The organism is Actinomadura rifamycini DSM 43936 (assembly GCF_000425065.1).
GTDB classification, from domain to species: domain Bacteria; phylum Actinomycetota; class Actinomycetes; order Streptosporangiales; family Streptosporangiaceae; genus Spirillospora; species Spirillospora rifamycini.
In genome coordinates this window covers 315,557-334,599 of record NZ_KE384301.1, presented here as the reverse complement: position 1 = coordinate 334,599, position 19,043 = coordinate 315,557, and the positions used below count along the sequence as shown (strand labels likewise).

Genomic DNA, 19,043 nt, shown 5'->3' with positions numbered 1-19,043 from the left:
GGCTGCGTGATCGGTATGTGATCAGGCGCTCTTAGGGGTCGGAGTCGTGGCCCGGGCGCGGTGCCGGGCGGATTTCTGTGCGGCCCTGCGCTGGGCCGCGGCGGTGCGGGCGCGGTTCAGACTTTCCCTCGCCTTGGCGGCGCCGCGGGCGGCGGTCGCGGTGTCGACGGCGCGCCCGGCGTATACCGCGAGCACCTCGGAGACGGGGGGAGGCTGCCATTCCTCCTTGAGGACGACGGGGAGTGCGGGGCCGGTCGTGCCATTTGCGGACAGGGGGACGAGCGCGAGATGTGTTCGGCAGTGCGGGCACTGCGCCCCCGGATGGGTGTCTCTGCTCATAACAAAGATGATTACCCAAGGGTCTGACAAAACGGCACCCTTGTTTTAGAAGGCGCGCAAGCCCGCCCGGCGCGACCGGGCATGCAGGGCCTCGCCGGGCCGCCGCCGGGCCGTCGCCGGGGGACGGTCCGGACGGTCCCGGGGCGCGGAGTCGGCGCGCGAGCGGGCGGCGACGTTCCGTATCGGCGGCCGGGCGGCGGAGTGATCAGCGGGAACCACGGGCACGATCTACGGTGTCTGACTCTTCGGCACCCCGCGTGTTCCGCAGCCGTTCATCTTGGTCAGGGAAAATACGAACATGACCGTCAACCCAGGACACATCCCCCGTTCCGGTGAGGCGCTGCCCGACGACCGCTTCCTCGACCGGGAGGAGAGCTGGCTCCGCTTCAACCAGCGCGTTCTGGAACTCGCCGAGGACCCGGCGCTCCCCCTCCTGGAACGCGTCCGCTTCCTGTCGATCTTCTCCAGCAACCTCGACGAGTTCTTCATGGTCCGGGTCGCCGGCCTCGCGCGCCGGATGGCGACCGGCCTGGCCGTGCAGTCCGCCAGCGGGCGGCAGCCGCGCGAGGTGCTGGAGCGCACCGGGACGGTCGCGCACGAGCTGATGCTGCGGCACGCGGCCTGCTTCCGCGACGAGATCCGCCCCGCCCTCGGCAAGGAGGGCATCGACCTGCTGCGCTGGGACGAACTGGCGGAGACCGAGCAGGAGCGGCTGCGGCGGTTCTTCCGCGACCGCATCTACCCCGTGCTGACGCCGCTGGTCGTCGACTCCGCGCACCCGTTCCCGTACATCTCGGGCCTGTCGCTGAACCTGGCCGTCATCGTCCGGGACCCGGAGACCGACGCCACGATGTTCGCGCGCGTCAAGGTCCCGCCGCTGCTGCCCCGCTTCATCGAGGCGTCCCCCGACCGGTTCACCCCGCTCGAGGACGTCATCGCCGCGCACCTCGGGCAGCTGTTCGTCGGCATGGAGGTCGTCGAGCACCACGCGTTCCGCGTCACCCGCAACCAGGACCTCGAGATCGACGAGGACATCAGCGAGGGGCTGCTGCAGGCGCTCGAGCGGGAGCTGCTGCGGCGCCGGTTCGGGCCCGTCGTCCGGCTGGAGGTCGAGGAGTCGATCTCCGCGGGCGTCCTGGAGCTGCTGACGACCGAGCTGGCGATCGAGGAGGGCCAGATCTACCGGGTGGGCGGGCCGCTCGACCTCGGCGGGCTCGCCGCGATCGCCGACCTCGACCGGCCGGACCTGAAGTACCCGCCGTTCGTCCCGTCGAAGGAGGCGCTCCCCGAGGACGCGAGCGTCTTCGGCGCGATCCGCGAGCGGGACGTGCTCGTCCAGCACCCGTACGACTCGTTCACGACGACCGTGCAGCGGCTCATCGAGGACGCCGCGGCCGACCCGCGCGTCCTGGCGATCAAGCAGACCCTGTACCGGACGAGCGGCGACTCCCCGATCGTGGACGCGCTCATGAGTGCGGCCGAAGCGGGTAAGCAGGTCGTCGTGGTGGTGGAACTGAAGGCGCGGTTCGACGAGCGCGCCAACATCGCGTGGGCGCGCAAGCTGGAGACCGCGGGCTGCCACGTCGTCTACGGGTTCGTCGGGCTCAAGACGCACTGCAAGCTGGCGCTCGTCGTCCGGCAGGACCCGGACGGCGTCCTGCGCCGCTACTGCCACATCGGCACCGGCAACTACCACCCGAAGACGGCCCGCCTGTACGAGGACTTCGGGCTGCTGACGGCGGACGCGGAGGTCGGCGAGGACGTCAGCGCCCTGTTCAACCACCTCACCGGCTACTCGCGGCAGGGCTCCTACCACCGGCTGCTGGTCGCGCCGCACAGCCTGCGGTCGGGGCTCGTCCAGCGCATCGAGCACGAGATCGACAACCACCGCGGCGGGCATCCGGCGCGGGTCCGCGTCAAGTGCAACTCGCTCGTCGACGAGGTCGTCATCGACGCGCTGTACCGGGCGTCGCGCGCGGGCGTCCCGGTCGACGTGTGGGTGCGCGGCATATGCGCGCTGCGGCCCGGGGTGTTCCGCGAACCAGAATCCCCGAGGTGACTGTGCAGACCGACCTGCGACCCGACCCGGCCGCCGACGCCGACCTGCGCCCGGCGCCGGAGATCGAGACCGAGCGGCGGCCCTGGGGCGGCTTCGAGCGCTTCACGCTCAACGAGCCGTCCACGGTGAAGCTGATCCACGTGGAGCCGGGGCAGCGCCTCAGCCTGCAGCGGCACCGCGACCGCGACGAGCTGTGGGTCGCCCTCGACCCCGGCGCGGTCTTCGAGGTGGCGGGCCGCCGCATCCTGCCGCAGGTGGGGGAGCGGGTGTTCATCCGCGCCGGGGAGACGCACCGGCTGAGCTCGGACGGCCCCGCCGTGCGGGTCATGGAGATCGCGTTCGGGCACTTCGACGAGGACGACATCGAGCGCCTCGAGGACTCCTACGGCCGCGCCTGACCCGGTCCGCGCGGGGCGGTGCCGCCGGAGGAGTCCGCGAAATGGCAGGCCACCTCCTGCGGCAGCCCGTCCCGCCGGACCGGTTCCGGCGCCCGCTCGGCGCACACCGCGGCGGCCATGTAGCAGCGGGTCCGGAACCGGCAGCCGCCCGGCGGCGACGCCGGCGACGGCACCTCCCCGCCGAGGACGATCTCCCGCGCGTCGTGGTCCGGCCGGTCGTGGACGGACGGCGCGGCCGACACCAGCGCCCGCGTGTACGGGTGCTGCGGGTCGCCGAGCACGTCCGCGGCGGTCCCCTGCTCGACGATCGTCCCGAGGTACATGACCGCCACGTCGTCCGCGACGTGCCGGACCACGTCCAGGTCGTGGGAGATGAACAGGTACGCGACGCCCAGCTCGGCCTGCAGGTCGGCGAGCAGGTTGAGGATCTGCGCGCGGACCGAGACGTCCAGCGCGGACACGGCCTCGTCGCACACGATCAGCTTGGGCCGCAGCGCCAGCGCCCGCGCGATGGCGACGCGCTGGCACTGGCCGCCGGACAGCTCGTGCAGGCGCCGCGACCCGTGGTCGGGACGCAGCCCGACCATCTCGAGCAGCCGCGCCACCTCGGCGGCCTCCCGCGCGCGCGGCACGATCCCGGGATGGACGCGCCAGCCCTCCGCGACGACGGCGGCGACCGTCATCCTCGGGTTCAGCGACGTGTAGGGGTCCTGGAACACCATCTGCAGGTCGCGGCTCAGCCGGCGCCGCCGCCGCGCCGGGACGGACGCCAGGTCGGTCCCGGCGAACTCGATCGACCCGGCGAACGCCGGCCGCAGCCCCACGACGGCCCGCGCCAGGGTCGACTTGCCGCACCCCGACTCGCCGACGACGCCGAGCGTCCGGCCCGCCCGGACGGCCAGGTCCACGCCCGCGACGACCGGCACCCGCCGCCGCCCGAAGCCGTGCCGGCCGGGCCGCTCGTACCCGGCCACCAGGCCGCTGACCTTCAGGACGTGCCCGGTGTCCCGCGCGGTGGTCGTCATCGTGGCTCCTCGGTGCTCCGGGCGGCCGCGGGCCGGGACGCGGTCACCTCGTCGGCGTGGTGGCAGGCGACGGCGCGGTCGCCGTCCTCGGTGGCGGGCGGGTCCTCGGTCCGGCACACGTCCGTCGCGAACGGGCAGCGCGGGTGGAACGCGCACCCGCCCGGCGGGCGGCGCGGGTCCGGCGGCGCGCCCGGGATCGGCTTCAGCCGCCCGCCCTCCCGCGCGTCCGGCATGGCCTCCAGCAGACCGAGCGTGTAGGGGTGCGCGGGCCGGGTGTAGACGGCGTCCAGCGGGCCCCGCTCCACGATGCGGCCCGCGTACATGACGGCGACCTCCTGCGCCACCTTCGCGACGACGCCGAGGTCGTGCGACACCAGCAGCGTCGCGAGGTCCGACTCCTGCTGCCGCCGCGCGAGCAGCCGCAGGATCTGCGCCTGCACGGTGACGTCCAGGGCGGTGGTGGGCTCGTCGGCGAGCAGGACGGACGGGCCGAGCGCCAGCGCCATCGCGATCACGGCGCGCTGCCGCATGCCGCCGGAGAACTCGTGCGGGTGGTCGTCGTAGCGGGACTCGGCGTCGGCGATGCCGACCTCGCGCATCAGCGCGACGGCCCGCTCGCGGGCCTCGCGCCTGCCGAGGCCGAGCCGCCGCCGGAACGGCTCGGCGATCTGCCGGCCGACGGTGAAGCCCGGGTTCAGCGCGGCCATCGGGTCCTGGAAGACCATCGCGACGCGGTCGCCGCGCGCCTCCCGCCACCGCCGGGCGGAGAACCCGGCGGTGTCCTCGCCGTCGAGCAGGACGGCGCCCGCGGTGATCTCGGCGCCGGGCGGCAGCAGGCCGATCAGCGCGAGGGAGGTCAGGCTCTTGCCGCTGCCGGACTCGCCGACCAGGGCGAGCACCCGGCCGCGCCGCAGGCGCAGCCCGACGCCCCGGACGACCGGGACGACGTCGCGCCCCGACCGGAACCCGATGTGCACGTCGCGCAGTTCCGCGGCGACGTCCGCGGCGTCCGGCGGCCGCGGGGGACGAACGGCTGGAACGGTCATCGCGGTTCCTCTCAGATCTGGGCCCGGGGGTCGGTCAGGTCCCGGAACGCGTCGCCGACGACGCCCACCGCGGTGACCACCGCGGCCAGCGCGAACGCGGGCATCGTCGAGATCCACCACGCGGAGCCGAGGTAGTCGCGGCCCGCCGACACCGTCGCGCCCCACGACGCCCGGTCCGGCGGGATGCCGAGGCCGAGGAAGCTCAGCGACGCCTCCGCGACCATCACCAGGCCGATCTGCACGGTCGCGGCGACCAGCAGCGGCTGCCAGCAGGACGGCAGGACGTGCCGGAACAGGATCCGGGCGTGCCCCGCGCCGAGGACGCGCGCCGAGTCGACGAACTCGAGGCCGCGGGTGGCGAGCGCGGACGCCCGCACCACCCGGGCGAAGACCACCCAGCGGGTCACGGCCAGCGTGATGACGATGTTGGTGATGCTCGGGCCGAGGACGCCCGCGATGAGGATCGCGAGCAGGATCGACGGGAACGCGAGCTGCACGTCCCCGAAGCGCGACAGCAGCGTGTCGATCCGGCCGCCGAAGTAGCCCGAGACGAGCCCGGCGACCAGGCCGGCGGCGCCGCCGATCAGCACGGTCGCCGCGCCGACCAGCAGCGATACCCGGCTCCCGGCGAGCAGCGTCGCGAGCATGTCGCGGCCGACCTGGTCGGTGCCGAGCCAGGCGATCGACCCGTCCGCGAGCCGCGACCCCGGCGGCAGGAGCCGGTGCGGCAGGTCCGTCGCCACCGGGTCGTACGGCAGCAGCAGCGGCCCGATGAGCGCGGCCAGCACGAACAGGCCGACGACGGCGAGCCCGGCCCACGCGCGCGCCGGCAGCGCGGGCACCCGGAAGCGGGACTTCGGGGCGGAGGTGGCGGTGGGGGCGAGTGCGCTCATGCCGACTCCGGGGTGAGACGAGGGTCGAGGGCGACGCAGAGGACGTCCACGAGCAGGTTCAGCGCGATGTAGGACACGGTGATCGTGACGATCGCCGCCTCGACGACCGCGTAGTCGCGGTTCGTGATCGCGTCGACCATCAGCGAGCCGATGCCGGGCCAGGAGAAGACGACCTCGATGATCACGGCGTTGGCGATGAAATTGCCCATCAGCAGCCCGAGCACGGTGACGACGGGGAGGGCGATGTTGCGGGCGACGTGCACGTACAGCACGGCCCCCTCGCCGGTGCCCTTGGCGCGGGCGGTGCGGACGTAGTCCTTGCCGCTCTCCTCCAGGGCGCCGTTGCGGACGAGCCGCGCCAGCCATCCGACGAACGGCAGGGCGAGCGTCACCGACGGCAGGATCACCGCCTCGGGGCCGCCGCCGGCCGTGCTCGGCAGCCAGTTCAGCTGCCGCGCGAACAGCAGGATCAGCACGATGCCGAGCCAGAACGACGGCAGGGCCTGGCCGACCAGCGAGCCTGCGGACACCAGCATGTCCAGGATCCCGCCCGGCCGGCGGGCGCACAGCATCCCGAGCGGGTACCCGGCGGCGAGGGTGATGACGAGCGCGAGCGCGGCGAGCGCCAGGGTGGCGGGGAACCGCTCCAGGACGGCCCCCATCGCGCCGCCGCCGAGCCGCCACGAGTCGCCGAAGTCGCCGCGCAGCACCTCGCCCATGTGGACGGCGTACTGCCGCCACAGCGGGTCGTCGAGTCCGAACCGGGCCCGGACCTCGGCGAGCTGGTCGGCGGAGGCGTCCGGCCCGAGGATCAGCGCGGCCGGGTCGCCGGGGACGACGCGGACGACGACGAACACGAGGGTGACGGCGCCCCAGGCGACGATCACCGCCTGCCACGCCCGTTTGAGCAGGAACCGTCCCATCAGATCCCTCCCTCCGGGGGCGCGGACGACGCGCGGACGACCAGTTCGGCGGGCAGCAGTGTCCGCCGCGGCCCGTCCGCGGCCGGCCCGCCCGCGGCGGGCCCGTCGCCCATCCGCTCCAGCAGCCGGTCCACGGCCGCGGCGCCGACCTCGGCGGCGGGCAGCCGGACCGTGGTGAGCGGCGGCGCCAGGTAGGCGGCGAAGGGGTGGTCGCCGTGGCCCGCCACGCGGACGTCGCGCGGGACGCTCAGCCCGTGCTCGGTGAACGCCCGGTACACCCCGAGCGCGAAGTAGTCGTTGCCCGCCAGGACGGCGGCGCCGGGCCCGATGCGCGCGGCGAGCCCCCGCCCTATCTCGTAGGAGTCGACGGGGTCCCACGGCTGCGAGCTGGCCTCCCGCCGCCGCGTCGGGACCTTGACCATGTGGTCGTCGCGGAGCGGCACGCCGTGCTCGGCGAGCACCGCCCGGAACCCCCGGACGCGCTCCGCGACGGGGGAGATGTCCAGGTCCTCCTCGACGAGGAACAGCTCGCGGGCCCCGCCGGCGAGCAGGTGCTCGGTGGCCAGCCGCGCGCTGCCGTAGTAGTCCACGCCGATCAGGTCGGCGTCGAGCCCCGGCAGGTCGCGGTTGACGAGCACCACGGGCGTCCCGGCCGCGCCGAGCCGCGCCCAGTGGTCCGACCCGTGCTGGACGGGCACGGCGAGCACGCCGTCCACGCCCCAGCGCATCAGCTCGTCCACCACGCGGCGCTCGTTGTCGACGCTGTCCTCGGTGACCATCAGCATCAGCGAGTAGCCGCGGACCCGGCCGCGCTCCTCGATGGCGCTGATCAGCCGGGTGTAGAACGGGTTCGACGGGTTGGTGATGACGAGCCCGATCGTCATCGCGTTCCCCTGCACCAGGGAGCGCGCCATCGTGTTCGGCACGTAGCCGAGCCGTTCCGCCTCGGCGCGCACCCGCTCGCGGGTCTCCGCGCTCACCGCGTCCTTGCCGGCGAGGGCGCGGGACACGGTGTTCACCGAGAGGTCGAGCGCGGCGGCGATGTCGCGCAGGGTGGCCCTGCGGCGCGGTGTCATGGCGTTCCCGCCCTCCTTCCGACCGTCGACAGGTCGGGCTGGTTGTTGGCGGCCGCGGTGAACCCGGTGAGCCCGGAACGCAGGCCGTACGCGGTGGTCAGCGCGGCCGGGAAGATCCCGACCGCGTCCTCCCAGATGGTGCCGCACGCCCGCGCGTACAGCTCCCGGCGCCGCGCGGGGTCGGCGCTCTCGCCCGCCTCGGCGAGGACGGCGTCCAGGTCGGGGTTGCGGTACCCCATCCGGTCGGCCTCCGAGGTGTAGAGGCGGCCGAGGGTGAACGCCGCGTCGCCGGTGGTGACGGTGTTGGTCTGCAGCTCCATGTCCCAGTCGAGGGAGTTGAGGCGCTGGAGCCACTGGGCCTTCTCGATGCTCTGCGGCCGGACCCGGACGCCGACCGCGTCCCAGTCCGAGATCATCGACTGGGCCAGCTCGCGGGCGAGCGGCCCGGTCGCGTCGAACCACATCATCGTGGTGTCGAAGCCGTCCCCGAGGCCGGCGTCCCGCAGCGCCCGGCGCGCGGCGTCCGGGTCGTACCGGTACGGCGGCTGCTCGGCGTACCCGAACACCGTCGACGGGATCGGCGCGCGCATCCGCTCGGCGCCCCGGCCGAACAGCCGCCCGACGATCGTCTCCAGGTCCAGCGCCTGCCACATCGCGCGCCGGACGCGCGGGTCGGTGAACGGCTCGCGCCGACAGTTGAACCACGCCAGGTAGTACGTCCAGCTCGGCACCGTCTCGACGCGCACCCCGCGCCGCCCCTCCACCTCGCCGAGCTGGTCGGACGGCACGGGCCACAGCAGGTCGACATCCCCGTTGCGCAGCGCGGTGACGGCGCTGGACGTCTCCCCGATGTACGGCATCGAGACGCCGGGGAGCGCGGCGGGGCCGCCCCAGTAGCCGTCGAAGCGGGCGAGCTCGACGGCGGTCGACGGGGTGAACCCGGTGACCCGGAAGGGCCCCGAGCCGACGGGGCGGCGCTTCTGCGCCGGGTCGGCGACGAGCCGCGCGGGGACGACGAACAGCAGCGTCAGGTTCACCGGCAGCGTGCCCATCGGGCCGTCCGTGGTGAACGTGACGCGCCGGTCGCCGTCCGCGCGCACCGACGCGACGGGCGCCCACAGCGCGGACTGGGCCGACTTGACCGCCTTCGTCCGCTCGACGCAGGCGACGACGTCCCGCGCGGTGAGCGGGCTCCCGTCGTGGAAGCGGACGCCCGGACGCAGGTCGAACACCCACGTCGTGTCGTCCGCCCGCTTCCACGAGGTCGCCAGACCCGGTACCAGCCGCCCGTCCTCGTGCCGGACGAGGGTGTCGAACACGAGCCGCTTGACGATGAGCGACGCCTCGTCCACCGCCGTCCCCGCGTTGTAGGGGTCCAGGTCGGTGACCGGCTGCCCGAACGCGGCGCGCAGCGAGCCGTCCGGCGCGGACCCGCCGGCCCGGCCGCATCCGCCGAGCGCCACCGCCGACGCGGCCAGGCCGGTCAGCGCGAGGAACTCGCGCCTGCGCAGGTCCATGACGGGCCCCTCCTAGCTCTTCAGCGCGAGGTAGATCATCACCTTGGCGGCGGGCGCGTCCGCGCCGTCCGCGCCGTCCGCGGCGTCGGTGCCGTCGGCGGCGTCGACGACGCCCTTCAGCCGCAGCCAGCCGCCGAACCCGGTCGACTCCCAGCTCACGAGGTCGCCGGCGATCTCGCGCTCCGCGTCGAGGTCGCACCAGTGCAGCCCGTCGGGGGAGACCTGCGTGGTCACCCGCATCCGCGCCGCCGCGCCCGTCCGCTCCAGCGTCCGGACGAACCAGCGCGCCTCCGCGGCCCACGCCGCCTCATAGGGTTCCGTCGCGAACTCGCCCGCCAGGGTGCGGTTGCGTTCCAGGACGGCCGTGAACGATTCGCGCATCGTGCCGGTGCTCCTCACCAGTCCACCGAAATCAGTACCGAGTCCAGGTACAGGAAGTTCCGCACGTCCGTGTGCGTCCTGACCGAGACGTAGAAGTTGAGCAGATTCTGCAGCGAGCCGTACTCCTCGTCGTACGGGGGGACGGGCACGTCCCGCATGTCGTAGACGGTGTCGTTGACCTGGAGTTCGATGTTCGACCTGGTGCTCGTGTCGATCAGCCACCGCACGTAGTGCCAGTTCACCTTGGTCGGCACCTCGTTGTAGCAGAGCTCCTGCGGGCCGCCGAACGGCTTCCAGTCGTCCGGCTCCGGCGCGGTGAAGTCGGCGGTCGGCGGGAGCTTGATCTTGCCCTCGAAGTGCTCGCGCGGGGTCGGCTCCGGCACCGTCGGGTACACCCACTCGCGGCGGAGCCGGTTCTCCAGGTCGGTGTTCAGGTAGCGGGCGACGCAGTGGTACCGGACGCCGTCGCAGATGTCGGTCGCGATCGTGAAGGCGCCGAACTGCTGCTCGGACGGGTGCAGGTTCGCGTCCCACGGCCCGGCGCCGGCCTTGTCGGCCGCCCGGTTCTCCTCCGACGCCGCCTCGGTCTTGAACGTCAGGTACGCCTCGAACTGGACGCGGCCCCGCCCGGCCATCGTGAGCCGCCGGATCGCGACGCCGGTGTGCCCGGCCAGCGGGCGCGTGGCGACCTTCAGCGCGTACGTCCCCGACATCGCGCCGTGCGTGCCGACGTCGAAGAAGTTGCACGAGCTGAGCTGCGGCGGCCGGAAGTCGCGCATGTGGTCGTCGACGGTGTCGAGGTTCCCGTGCCCGTCGTAGTTGCCGAGCAGCTCGATCCAGCCGTGCGTGCCGGTGTTGAAGTCGTCGTGGACGAGGATGCGCTCCAGCGGGTTGAAGCGCGACAGGGCCGGGTCGGCCCGCCGGAGTTCCGCGGCCAGGGACCGCTCGCTCGGGGTAACGCTCATCGGGTGGGCTCCTGAATCCTGACGGTGGCGTGCACCATGTTGTGGTCGGAACGCAGCAGGTCGCGCGGCTCGCCGGCCTGCGCGTCCGTCTGCGGGACGAGCGTCCACTGCAGGACGCGCGTCCCGTTCCGGACGAAGATGCGGTCGATCTTGTCCGCGGAGCGCGGCAGCGGGATCCGGCCGCCGTTGAACGACGCGTACTCGGCGCCCGTGCGCCGCGCGGCGGGCGCGGACTCGAAGGCGTCGGCGTAGCCCGCGTCGGCGAACGCGTCGTGCGGGCTCGCGCCGTCCGCCGTCGAGGCGGAGTTCATGTCGCCGGCGAACACGATCGGCAGCCGCCGCGTGTACGGGTTGTCGCGGGTGAGGTACCGGGCCGTGCGGAGCGCGTCCGCGTACCGGACCTCGTCCCAGTTCTTCGTCCAGCCGTTCGGGTCGGTGGCGCCGTTCTTGCGGTACTCCAGGTGCATGTCGACGACGACGAAGCGCGTCCCCGTCCGCAGGTCGCGGAGGGTGTTCCAGGTCATCGTCTTGCCGTAGATCTCGGTGGAGTCGGGCAGCCACAGCAGGTCGTGCGGCAGTTCCCGGCCGCGCTCGTCCAGGTGGGAGAACCGGCGCGCGTCGTAGTAGGTGAAGCGGCCCGCGCCCGACTTCAGCGGATAGCCCTCCACCGGGTGGCGGGTTCCGGCGTAGTCGGCGGGCGCCTCGGCGTAGCCGCGTTCCCGCATCGCCTCGGTCAGCGGCGCCCGGAACGACTCGACGTCCACGCCCGGCTGCGTCGGCGTCGCGTTGTTGCCGATCTCCTGGGTGACGACGACTCCGGCGCGGGCCCGCGCCACGTCGTCGGCGACCTCGGCGGCGCGGCCGCCGGCCCACGGGGCCAGCTTGGTCGCGCAGTCGCGGCCGATCGTGTCGACGCACTCCTGCTCGGTCGGCAGGCACCCGTGCCCGCAGGTGTTGTACGTCGCGATCCGCAGGTCGAGGGGGCGCCGGTCCGGCCGGGGCTGCGCGTTCGCGGGCGGCGCGAGCAGCGCCGCGCCGCACCCGGCGGCCGCGAGCACGGCGGCCAGCCGCGCGGCGGTCGAGCGGGCGGGGGGACGGGGTTTCCTCATGTCGCGTGGGGGCCTTCCCATGTCGGCTGCGTCACATTAACGTTAACGTGATCGTTCACATACCTTCGATGTCCTGCCGTCCGCCTGTCAAGAGCCGAAAAGGAATCGGCCCGGCCGTCCGAACGAGCAGACGGTCGGGCCATCGGCGTGCCCGGAAACGCGCGCGATCGGCCGTTGCGGCGCCGGAACGCGGAGCGGCCCGCGGCCGGCTCGGGGAGAGCCGGCCGCGGGCCGCCGGGAATCGGGGGACCGCTCAGGTGCTGCCGGTCATCTCGATCTCCTTGATCTTCGGGTCGTTCTCGTCGGCGAGGTAGTCGGCCTCCTTGGTCGCGTCCACCCCGTCCTTGAGGTTCGCCGCCCGGCAGACCACCGTGCCGACCACCGCGACGACCACGTTGACCAGCAGCGCGATGACGCCCACGTAGAGGGTCATCTTCGTGTCGAAGCCGAAGTCGCTCAGCGGGTAGGCGGAGCCGCCGAAGTGCTCCTTGCCCTTGGCCGGGTTCGGGATCTGGTACAGCAGCGCCAGGCCCACGAGCAGGCCCGCCGCCCACCCGGCGATGAGCGCGCCCCGGTGGAACCAGCGCGTCATCAGGCCGAGCGCGACCGCCGGCAGCGTCTGCAGGATGATCACGCCGCCGATCAGCTGCAGGTCGATGGAGAACTGCGGGTCGAGCATCAGGATGCACGCGACCGCGCCCGCCTTGACGACCAGCGACACCAGCTTGCTGACCGTCGCCTCCTGCTTCTCCGTCGCGTTCCGGTTGAAGTACTCCCGGTAGATGTTGCGCGTGAACAGGTTCGCCGCCGCGATCGACATGATGGCCGCCGGGACGAGCGCGCCGATGCCGACGGCCGCGAAGGCGACGCCGGCGAACCAGTCCGGGAACATCTGGTCGAACAGCACGGGCACGACCGTGTTGCCGTCCGCCTCGCCGTCGTGGCTGACCGGCTTCACCCCGGCGGCGATCGCCATGTAGCCGAGCAGCGCGATCAGGCCGAGCACGAGGCTGTACGCCGGCAGCGCCGCCATGTTCCGCTTGATCACGTTGCGGTTCTTGCTGGCCAGGACGCCGGTGATGCTGTGCGGGTACAGGAACAGCGCCATCGCCGAGCCCAGCGCCAGCATCGCGTAGTTCAGCTGGTTCGAGCCGTCCAGCAGGATGCCGTCCCCGGGGTTCTCCGACGCGTCGAACTTGGCCTGCGCCGAGTCGAAGATGTCGCCCCAGCCGCCGAGCTTCGCGGGGATGTACAGCACCGCGACGATGATCACCAGGTAGATCAGGATGTCCTTGACGAACGCGATCAGCGCCGGCGCCCGCAGCCCCGACTGGTAGGTGTAGGCCGCCAGGATCACGAACGCGATGATGATCGGCCAGTGCCCGTGCACGCCCATCGCCTTGAGCACGGCCTCGATCCCGACGAGCTGCAGCGCGATGTACGGCATCGTCGCGACGATGCCGGTGATCGCGATGGCCAGCGCCAGCGTCGGGGAGCCGAACCGCGCCCGGACGAAGTCCGCGGGCGTGACGAAACCGTGCACGTGCGACACCGACCAGAGCCGGATCAGCACGAGGAACACCAGCGGGTACACGACGATCGTGTACGGGACCGCGAAGAAGCCCGCCGCGCCGGCGCCGAACACCAGCGCGGGAACCGCGACGAACGTGTACGCGGTGTAGAGGTCGCCGCCGATCAGGAACCAGGTGATCCAGCTCCCGAAGCTGCGGCCGCCCAGCCCCCACTCGTCCAGGTTGTCCATCGTCTCGGCCTTGCGCCACCGCGCCGCGACGAAGCCCATCCCGCTGACCAGAAGGAAGAGCACCGAGAAGATGACGATCTCGGTGATGTGATCGCTCGCCACCGGCTCAGCCCCGCTTCCTGGTCATGCGGTACACGATGACGGTGCACGCCACGCCGAGCGGGATGAACATCATCTGCATCCAGTAGAAGGCGGGGACACCGGCCAGCCGGGGCGAGTCGCTGTTGTAGAAGAAGGTCAGCAGCGGCACGACGACCGGCACGATCAGCAGCCAGTTCCACGGGCTGCGGTCCGAGCGGGGCTCCCCGGCCGATGCCGGGGTCTCCGGTTCGTCGGGTCTTTCCTTCGAGGTCAAGGGGGTCCTCCTCGTCGCGGACGATCGGCGCCCGGCCCGTCCGGATGGCGAGACGGGGCCGTGTCACGGGTGAAACCGGGTGAGCGTACCGTGACGGGGGTCACGGGTCGATATCGGTCGCGCCACGACTTGAGTGGAGCGTTCCGGTCCGCGTCGCCGCAGGTGGCGCCGCACTTTCTCCGCCTGTCGACCCGGGGTGCCGCGACCCGGTAGGCTCGTCGCATGCGAACCGTGCCCCGCCGAATCACCGGCCAGTGGTGGTGGCGCCGCTAAGGCGGCGCCGGTTCGTGCACGTTCCAAAACCAGGCGACCGCCCTCACCCGGCGGTCGGTGACCTCTCGTCCGTCCGGTGCAGGGCCCGACGATGAGGGGCCACCGCGGTGGAGACCGTCTCACAACAGCCGACGACCGGCGAGTTCGTCACGGCCGGGGGCGTACGGGTGACCCGTACCGCCGCGCCCGTCGACCCCGAGCGCAAGTCCGACGTGCTGAACGCGCTCGTCGCCGCCGTGGGGGAGCGGCGCGGCGGGGTGCTCAGCTCCGGCATGGAGTATCCCGGCCGGTACAGCCGCTGGCACATGGCGTACGTCGACCCGTGCCTGGAGATCGTCGCGCGCGGCCGGACGGTCGCGGCGCGGGCCCTCAACGGGCGCGGCCGGGTCGTGCTGCCCGCGGTCGCCGAAGTGCTGCGCGGGACGGGCGAGGTGCGGGCCGACGGGCCCGGCGAGTGCGCGGTGTTCGTCCCGCCCACGGAGGAGTTCTTCCCCGAGGAGGAGCGCAGCCGGCAGCCGACGGTCTTCACCGCCCTGCGCGCCGTCGTCGACCTGTTCCGCTGCGACGACCCGCACCTCGGCCTGTACGGGGCGTTCGGCTACGACCTGTCGCTGCAGTTCGAGCCGCTGCGACCGCGCCTGGAGCGGCCGGACGACCAGCGGGACCTCGTGCTGCACCTGGCCGACGAGATGGTCGTCGTGGACCGCAAGCGCGAGACCTCGCACCGCATCTCCTACGACTTCGAGGTCGGCGGGACCGCCACCGCCGGGCTCCCGCGGGACACGGAGCCGACGCCTCCCGTCGTCCCGGCGGAACTCCCCCCGCAGCCCGTTCCGGGCGTGTACGCGCAGATGGTGCGGGACGCCAAGGAGCGGTTCGTCCGCGGCGACCTGTTCGAGGTGACGCCCGGCCACGCCATGCACGGCCGCTGCGACTCGCCCGCCGCGTTCTTCGAGCGGCTGCGCGAGACGAACCCGGCGCCGTACGAGTTCCTGTTCAACCTCGGTGACGGCGAGTACCTGGTGGGCGCGTCGCCCGAGATGTTCGTGCGGGTGACCGGCGACCGCGTGGAGACCTGCCCGATCGCGGGGACGATCAAGCGCGGCGGCGACGCGCTGCAGGACGCCGAGCAGATCCGCACGATCCTGGCGTCGGCGAAGGACGAGTCCGAGCTGACGATGTGCACGGACGTGGACCGCAACGACAAGTCGCGGGTGTGCGTGCCGGGCAGCGTGCGGGTGCTGGGCCGCCGGCAGATCGAGATGTACTCGCGGCTCATCCACACCGTGGACCACATCGAGGGGCGGCTGCGGCCGGAGTTCGACGCGCTCGACGCGTTCCTCACCCACATGTGGGCCGTGACGGTGACCGGGGCGCCGAAGACGTGGGCGATGCAGTTCATCGAGGACCACGAGGACTCGCCGCGCCGCTGGTACGGCGGCGCGGTCGGGTTCGTCGGGTTCGACGGGTCCATGAACACCGGCCTCACCCTCCGGACGGCGCAGATCCGCGACGGCGTCGCGACCGTGCGGGCGGGGGCGACGCTGCTCTACGACTCCGACCCCGACGAGGAGGAGCGCGAGACGCACCTGAAGGCGAGCGCGCTGCTGGGCGCGCTCGCGGCGACCGCGCGGGACGGCGCGGAGCCGGAGGCGGACCGGGAGCCGGAGCCCGCGCCGGAGCGCCCGGGGGACGGGCTGAAGGTGCTGCTCGTCGACCACGAGGACTCGTTCGTCAACACCCTCGCCGACTACTTCCGGCAGCACGGCGCCGGCGTGGTCACGCTCCGGCACGGCTTCCCCGCGCGGCTCCTGGACGAGCACGCCCCCGACCTGGTCGTCCTGTCGCCGGGGCCGGGACGCCCGGACGACTTCGCGACGCGGGACCTGCTGGACGCCCTGGACGCCCGGGGCCTGCCCGTCTTCGGCGTCTGCCTCGGCCTGCAGGCGATGGTCGAGCACGCGGGCGGCTCCCTGGACCTGCTGCCCGAGCCGTCGCACGGCAAGCCCGGCCAGGTGAAGGTGACCGGCGGCGGGCTGTTCGAGGGGCTCCCGGACGAGTTCACCGCCGCCCGCTACCACTCGCTGCACGCCACGCCCGACCGGGTGCGGGGCTTCCAGGTGACGGCGACCACCGGGGACGTGGTGATGGCGATCGAGAACGCGGAGCGGCGGCGCTGGGCCGTCCAGTTCCATCCGGAGTCGATCCTCACGGCGGCGGGCGGCGCCGGGCACCGCATCGTGGCGAACGTGCTGCGGCTCTGCCGCTGACCGTCTCCGGTCCCGGGCGGGCGGGCGGCCCGGTCCGCCGCCCCCTCCGGAGTGATGAACCGAACATCGTTCCGGAGGCGGATTGCGGACTGCCGAAAATGGTCCTTGAGGTGCTGACTTCGTCCGGTCCGGCACGGCAGAATCGGGGTTCGGCCACCGCGCCGCTCGCGGCGCGCGTGATCGCCGTTATCCCGGCGGAGGAGGGAGGCGCGCTCCCTCCTCCGCGTCGGCGGCCATGGCCCGGGGCCTCCTTTGCCGGGCACAGAACCCGGTTTTCGGTCGGCCGGATCGAGTTGGGTGTTTCGTGGTCATCTACCGGGGGACCCCGGAGCCATGATGTTCATTCTTTGGCTCATCGCGGTGATCCTCGTGATCGCCGGCGCTTACGTCCTGATCGCCCGTCGCGACCTCCTCTGGGGCATCGTCCTCATCGTCGTCGGCCTGCTCGTCGGCCCCGGCGGCGTCAGCATCTTCGGCTGACGCCGGAGAAGATCTCCGGCGGCCCGGCCGAAGACTGACGCGCGCTGTCAGGTTTCGCTGCCAGCATCGGCGGCATGAGCGAGCACGAAACCGAGAGCGCGCCGCTGGCGGGGAAGGTCGCGCTGGTCGCCGGCGCCACCCGGGGCGCGGGCCGCGGCATCGCCGTCGAGCTCGGCGCCGCCGGAGCCACCGTGTACTGCACGGGACGGACCACCCGGTCCGCGCGGTCGGAGATGGACCGTCCCGAGACCATCGAGGACACCGCCGAGCTGGTCACGGCGGCGGGCGGCGAGGGGATCGCCGTCCGGGTCGACCACCTGGACCCCGCGCAGGTGGACGGCCTCGTCCGCCGCATCGACGGCGAACGGGGCCGGCTCGACGTCCTGGTCAACGACATCTGGGGCAGCGACCACCTCTTCGAGTTCGGCAAGCCGCTGTGGGAGCAGTCGCTGGAGAACGGGCTGCGCATGCTGCGGCTCGCCGTCGACACCCACGCCGTCACCAGCCACACGGCGCTGCCCCTGCTGGTCCGCGAGCCCGGCGGTCTCGTCGTCGAGATCACCGACGGGACCGCCGAGTTCAACGCGGACTACCGCAAGGACTGCGGCTACTTCTACGACCTGGCCAAGACCGCCGTGATCCGCATGGCGCTCGCCCAGTCCGTGGAGATCGCCCCGTACGGCGGGACGGCCGTGTCGGTGACGCCCGGCTGGCTGCGATCGGAGGCGATGCTCGAGCACTTCGGCGTCACCGAGGACACCTGGACCGACGGGACGGCGAAGGACCCGCACTTCGCGATCTCCGAGACGCCCGCGTTCGTCGGCCGCGCCGTCGCGGCCCTCGCGGCCGACCCGGAGCGGGCCCGCTGGAACGGGACGTCGCAGTCCAGCGGCGGGCTCGCGAAGGTCTACGGGTTCACCGACGTCGACGGCAGCCGGCCGGACGCCTACACCTACATCACCGAGGTCGCGATGGCGGGCAGGCCCGCCGACGTCACCGGCTACCGCTGACCGGGCCCCGCGCCGTCGGCGCCACCGGCGGCACCGTCGTCGGCACCGTCCTTGGAACGCCGTCGCAGATACCGCCGTCCCCGCGGCCACCGCCGCCGCCCGGCCGCGCGTACAGCGCCGCGAGCCGGGCGGCGGTCTCGGCCATCCGCGCCCGCAGCTCCGGCGGGCCCAGCACCTCGACGTCCGCGCCGAGGATCCGCATCTCGGTCGCCGCGACGTCGAGCGACTCGACCGGCAGCACGGTCGTCCGCCACCCGTCCGCGTCGGGCTCCCCGGCCGCCTCGACGGCCCGGCGCACCGCGTGCTCGGTCGCCGCGAACCGCAGCCGGCGCATCCCCTCCGGGCCGAGCCGCACGGTGATCTCCTCGTGCAGCATCGACCGGGCGAACGCGTCCGCCTGCTCCCGCCAGTACCCCGCGAGGTCGAACCCCACGTCGCGGTCGAACGTCGCGCCCGTCGGCGCCACCGCCGCGATCCGGTCCACCCGGTACGTGCGGCCCCGCCCGTCGACGAGCGCCACCAGGTACCAGGTGCCGTTCTTCAGGACGAGCCCGTACGGGTCGGCCGTCCGCGTCACCTCGCCGTCCTTGCGCCGGTACCGCAGCTCGACCTCCGCGTCCGACCACACGGCGGCGGCGAGCCCGCGCAGCAGCGGCGGAGGCGCCGGGGCGTGGAACCAGCCGGGCGCGTCCAGGTGGAACCGCTGCCCGGCGCGGGCGGGCGCGTCCCGCAGCGGGCCCGGCAGCGCGGCGAGCACCTTCAGCTCGGCGGCGGCCACGGCGTCGGCGAGGCCCATGTCCCCGGCCGGGCCCGGCAGGCCCGACAGGAAGAGCGCCTCGGCCTCCTCCCGGCTGAGCCCGGTCAGCCGGGTCCGGTACCCGGCGACGAGGCGGTAGCCCCCGGCGCGGCCCTGCTCGGCGTACACCGGGACCCCGGCGGCCGAGAGCGCCTCGACGTCCCGGTACACGGTCCGCTCCGACACCTCCAGCTCCCGCGCCAGCTCGGCCGCCGTCATGCGGTCGCGCGACTGCAGAAGCAGGACGAGGGAGATCAACCGGGACGCGCGCACACCCCCATCGTGCCCGCTCCGGGGGAACTTCACAATTTCGTGGCAGGTTCGCCCGGTTTCCCTGTTCCGGCCGCTCGTGCCGCTGTTAGCGTC

Annotated in this window: 17 protein-coding genes; 5 read left to right on the top strand and 12 right to left on the bottom strand. The window is 73.2% G+C overall.

The window, feature by feature from the left end; translation table 11 throughout:
• Positions 1 to 637: 637 nt before the first annotated feature.
• Together H505_RS47000 and H505_RS0138330 are read left to right on the top strand one after the other, a co-directional pair.
• A complete protein-coding gene (locus H505_RS47000; RefSeq protein ID WP_245592739.1) occupies positions 638 to 2,398 on the top strand; it encodes an RNA degradosome polyphosphate kinase in 1,761 nt (586 codons plus the stop codon).
• On the top strand, positions 2,395 to 2,796 hold the full coding sequence (locus H505_RS0138330) for a phosphomannose isomerase type II C-terminal cupin domain (RefSeq protein ID WP_245592738.1): 402 nt from the start codon (positions 2,395 to 2,397) through the stop codon (positions 2,794 to 2,796). Before H505_RS47000 ends, H505_RS0138330 begins: the two co-directional genes overlap by 4 nt.
• On the opposite strand, the gene H505_RS0138325 is transcribed toward H505_RS0138330, so the two are convergent.
• From H505_RS0138325 to H505_RS0138275, 11 genes are all read right to left on the bottom strand, one after another.
• Positions 2,781 to 3,821 (bottom strand): ABC transporter ATP-binding protein, encoded by a 1,041-nt coding sequence (locus H505_RS0138325; RefSeq protein ID WP_026406200.1) that lies wholly within the window; start codon positions 3,819 to 3,821, stop codon positions 2,781 to 2,783. The two genes, H505_RS0138330 and H505_RS0138325, sit on opposite strands and share 16 nt — an antisense overlap.
• Positions 3,818 to 4,867, bottom strand: coding sequence for an ABC transporter ATP-binding protein (locus H505_RS0138320; protein ID WP_084551303.1), 1,050 nt, complete (start codon positions 4,865 to 4,867; stop codon positions 3,818 to 3,820). The genes H505_RS0138325 and H505_RS0138320 overlap by 4 nt, the downstream gene beginning before the upstream one ends.
• A gap of 11 nt (positions 4,868 to 4,878) precedes the next feature.
• Positions 4,879 to 5,760: an ABC transporter permease gene (locus tag H505_RS0138315; RefSeq protein WP_026406198.1), complete on the bottom strand. Its 882-nt coding sequence runs from the start codon at positions 5,758 to 5,760 to the stop codon at positions 4,879 to 4,881.
• Positions 5,757 to 6,683 (bottom strand): ABC transporter permease, encoded by a 927-nt coding sequence (locus H505_RS0138310; protein WP_026406197.1) that lies wholly within the window; start codon positions 6,681 to 6,683, stop codon positions 5,757 to 5,759. Before H505_RS0138310 ends, H505_RS0138315 begins: the two co-directional genes overlap by 4 nt.
• Entirely contained in the window at positions 6,683 to 7,759 is a 1,077-nt protein-coding gene (locus H505_RS0138305) for a LacI family DNA-binding transcriptional regulator (RefSeq protein ID WP_026406196.1), read from the bottom strand. The genes H505_RS0138310 and H505_RS0138305 overlap by 1 nt, the downstream gene beginning before the upstream one ends.
• Positions 7,756 to 9,276: an ABC transporter substrate-binding protein gene (locus tag H505_RS0138300; RefSeq protein WP_026406195.1), complete on the bottom strand. Its 1,521-nt coding sequence runs from the start codon at positions 9,274 to 9,276 to the stop codon at positions 7,756 to 7,758. Before H505_RS0138300 ends, H505_RS0138305 begins: the two co-directional genes overlap by 4 nt.
• 12 nt (positions 9,277 to 9,288) lie before the next feature.
• Entirely contained in the window at positions 9,289 to 9,657 is a 369-nt protein-coding gene (locus H505_RS0138295; protein WP_026406194.1) for a hypothetical protein, read from the bottom strand.
• A 14-nt stretch (positions 9,658 to 9,671) separates the two neighbouring features.
• On the bottom strand, positions 9,672 to 10,622 hold the full coding sequence (locus tag H505_RS0138290) for a DUF6772 family protein (protein ID WP_034521866.1): 951 nt from the start codon (positions 10,620 to 10,622) through the stop codon (positions 9,672 to 9,674).
• Positions 10,619 to 11,731, bottom strand: coding sequence for an exonuclease/endonuclease/phosphatase family protein (locus H505_RS0138285; protein WP_034521864.1), 1,113 nt, complete (start codon positions 11,729 to 11,731; stop codon positions 10,619 to 10,621). Before H505_RS0138285 ends, H505_RS0138290 begins: the two co-directional genes overlap by 4 nt.
• 253 nt (positions 11,732 to 11,984) lie before the next feature.
• Entirely contained in the window at positions 11,985 to 13,595 is a 1,611-nt protein-coding gene (mctP, locus tag H505_RS0138280; protein WP_026406191.1) for a monocarboxylate uptake permease MctP, read from the bottom strand.
• Between the two features lie 4 nt (positions 13,596 to 13,599).
• Positions 13,600 to 13,848 carry a DUF3311 domain-containing protein gene (locus H505_RS0138275; protein WP_026406190.1) on the bottom strand — a complete coding sequence of 83 codons (249 nt, stop codon included), beginning with the start codon at positions 13,846 to 13,848 and terminating at the stop codon, positions 13,600 to 13,602.
• Between the two features lie 380 nt (positions 13,849 to 14,228).
• Between H505_RS0138275 and H505_RS0138270 the strand changes: the two genes are divergently transcribed.
• The 3 genes from H505_RS0138270 to H505_RS0138260 all read left to right on the top strand — a co-directional run bounded on the left by H505_RS0138270 (position 14,229) and on the right by H505_RS0138260 (position 17,881).
• On the top strand, positions 14,229 to 16,391 hold the full coding sequence (locus tag H505_RS0138270) for an anthranilate synthase component I (protein WP_026406189.1): 2,163 nt from the start codon (positions 14,229 to 14,231) through the stop codon (positions 16,389 to 16,391).
• Between the two features lie 333 nt (positions 16,392 to 16,724).
• Complete coding sequence (locus H505_RS50855; RefSeq protein ID WP_169528911.1) at positions 16,725 to 16,871, top strand: GPGG-motif small membrane protein; 147 nt, start codon at positions 16,725 to 16,727, stop codon at positions 16,869 to 16,871.
• A gap of 74 nt (positions 16,872 to 16,945) precedes the next feature.
• Positions 16,946 to 17,881 carry an SDR family oxidoreductase gene (locus H505_RS0138260; protein ID WP_034521861.1) on the top strand — a complete coding sequence of 312 codons (936 nt, stop codon included), beginning with the start codon at positions 16,946 to 16,948 and terminating at the stop codon, positions 17,879 to 17,881.
• On the opposite strand, the gene H505_RS46995 is transcribed toward H505_RS0138260, so the two are convergent.
• A complete protein-coding gene (locus H505_RS46995; RefSeq protein WP_084551301.1) occupies positions 17,865 to 18,950 on the bottom strand; it encodes a helix-turn-helix transcriptional regulator in 1,086 nt (361 codons plus the stop codon). The genes H505_RS0138260 and H505_RS46995 overlap by 17 nt on opposite strands.
• Between the last annotated feature and the right edge of the window lie 93 nt (positions 18,951 to 19,043).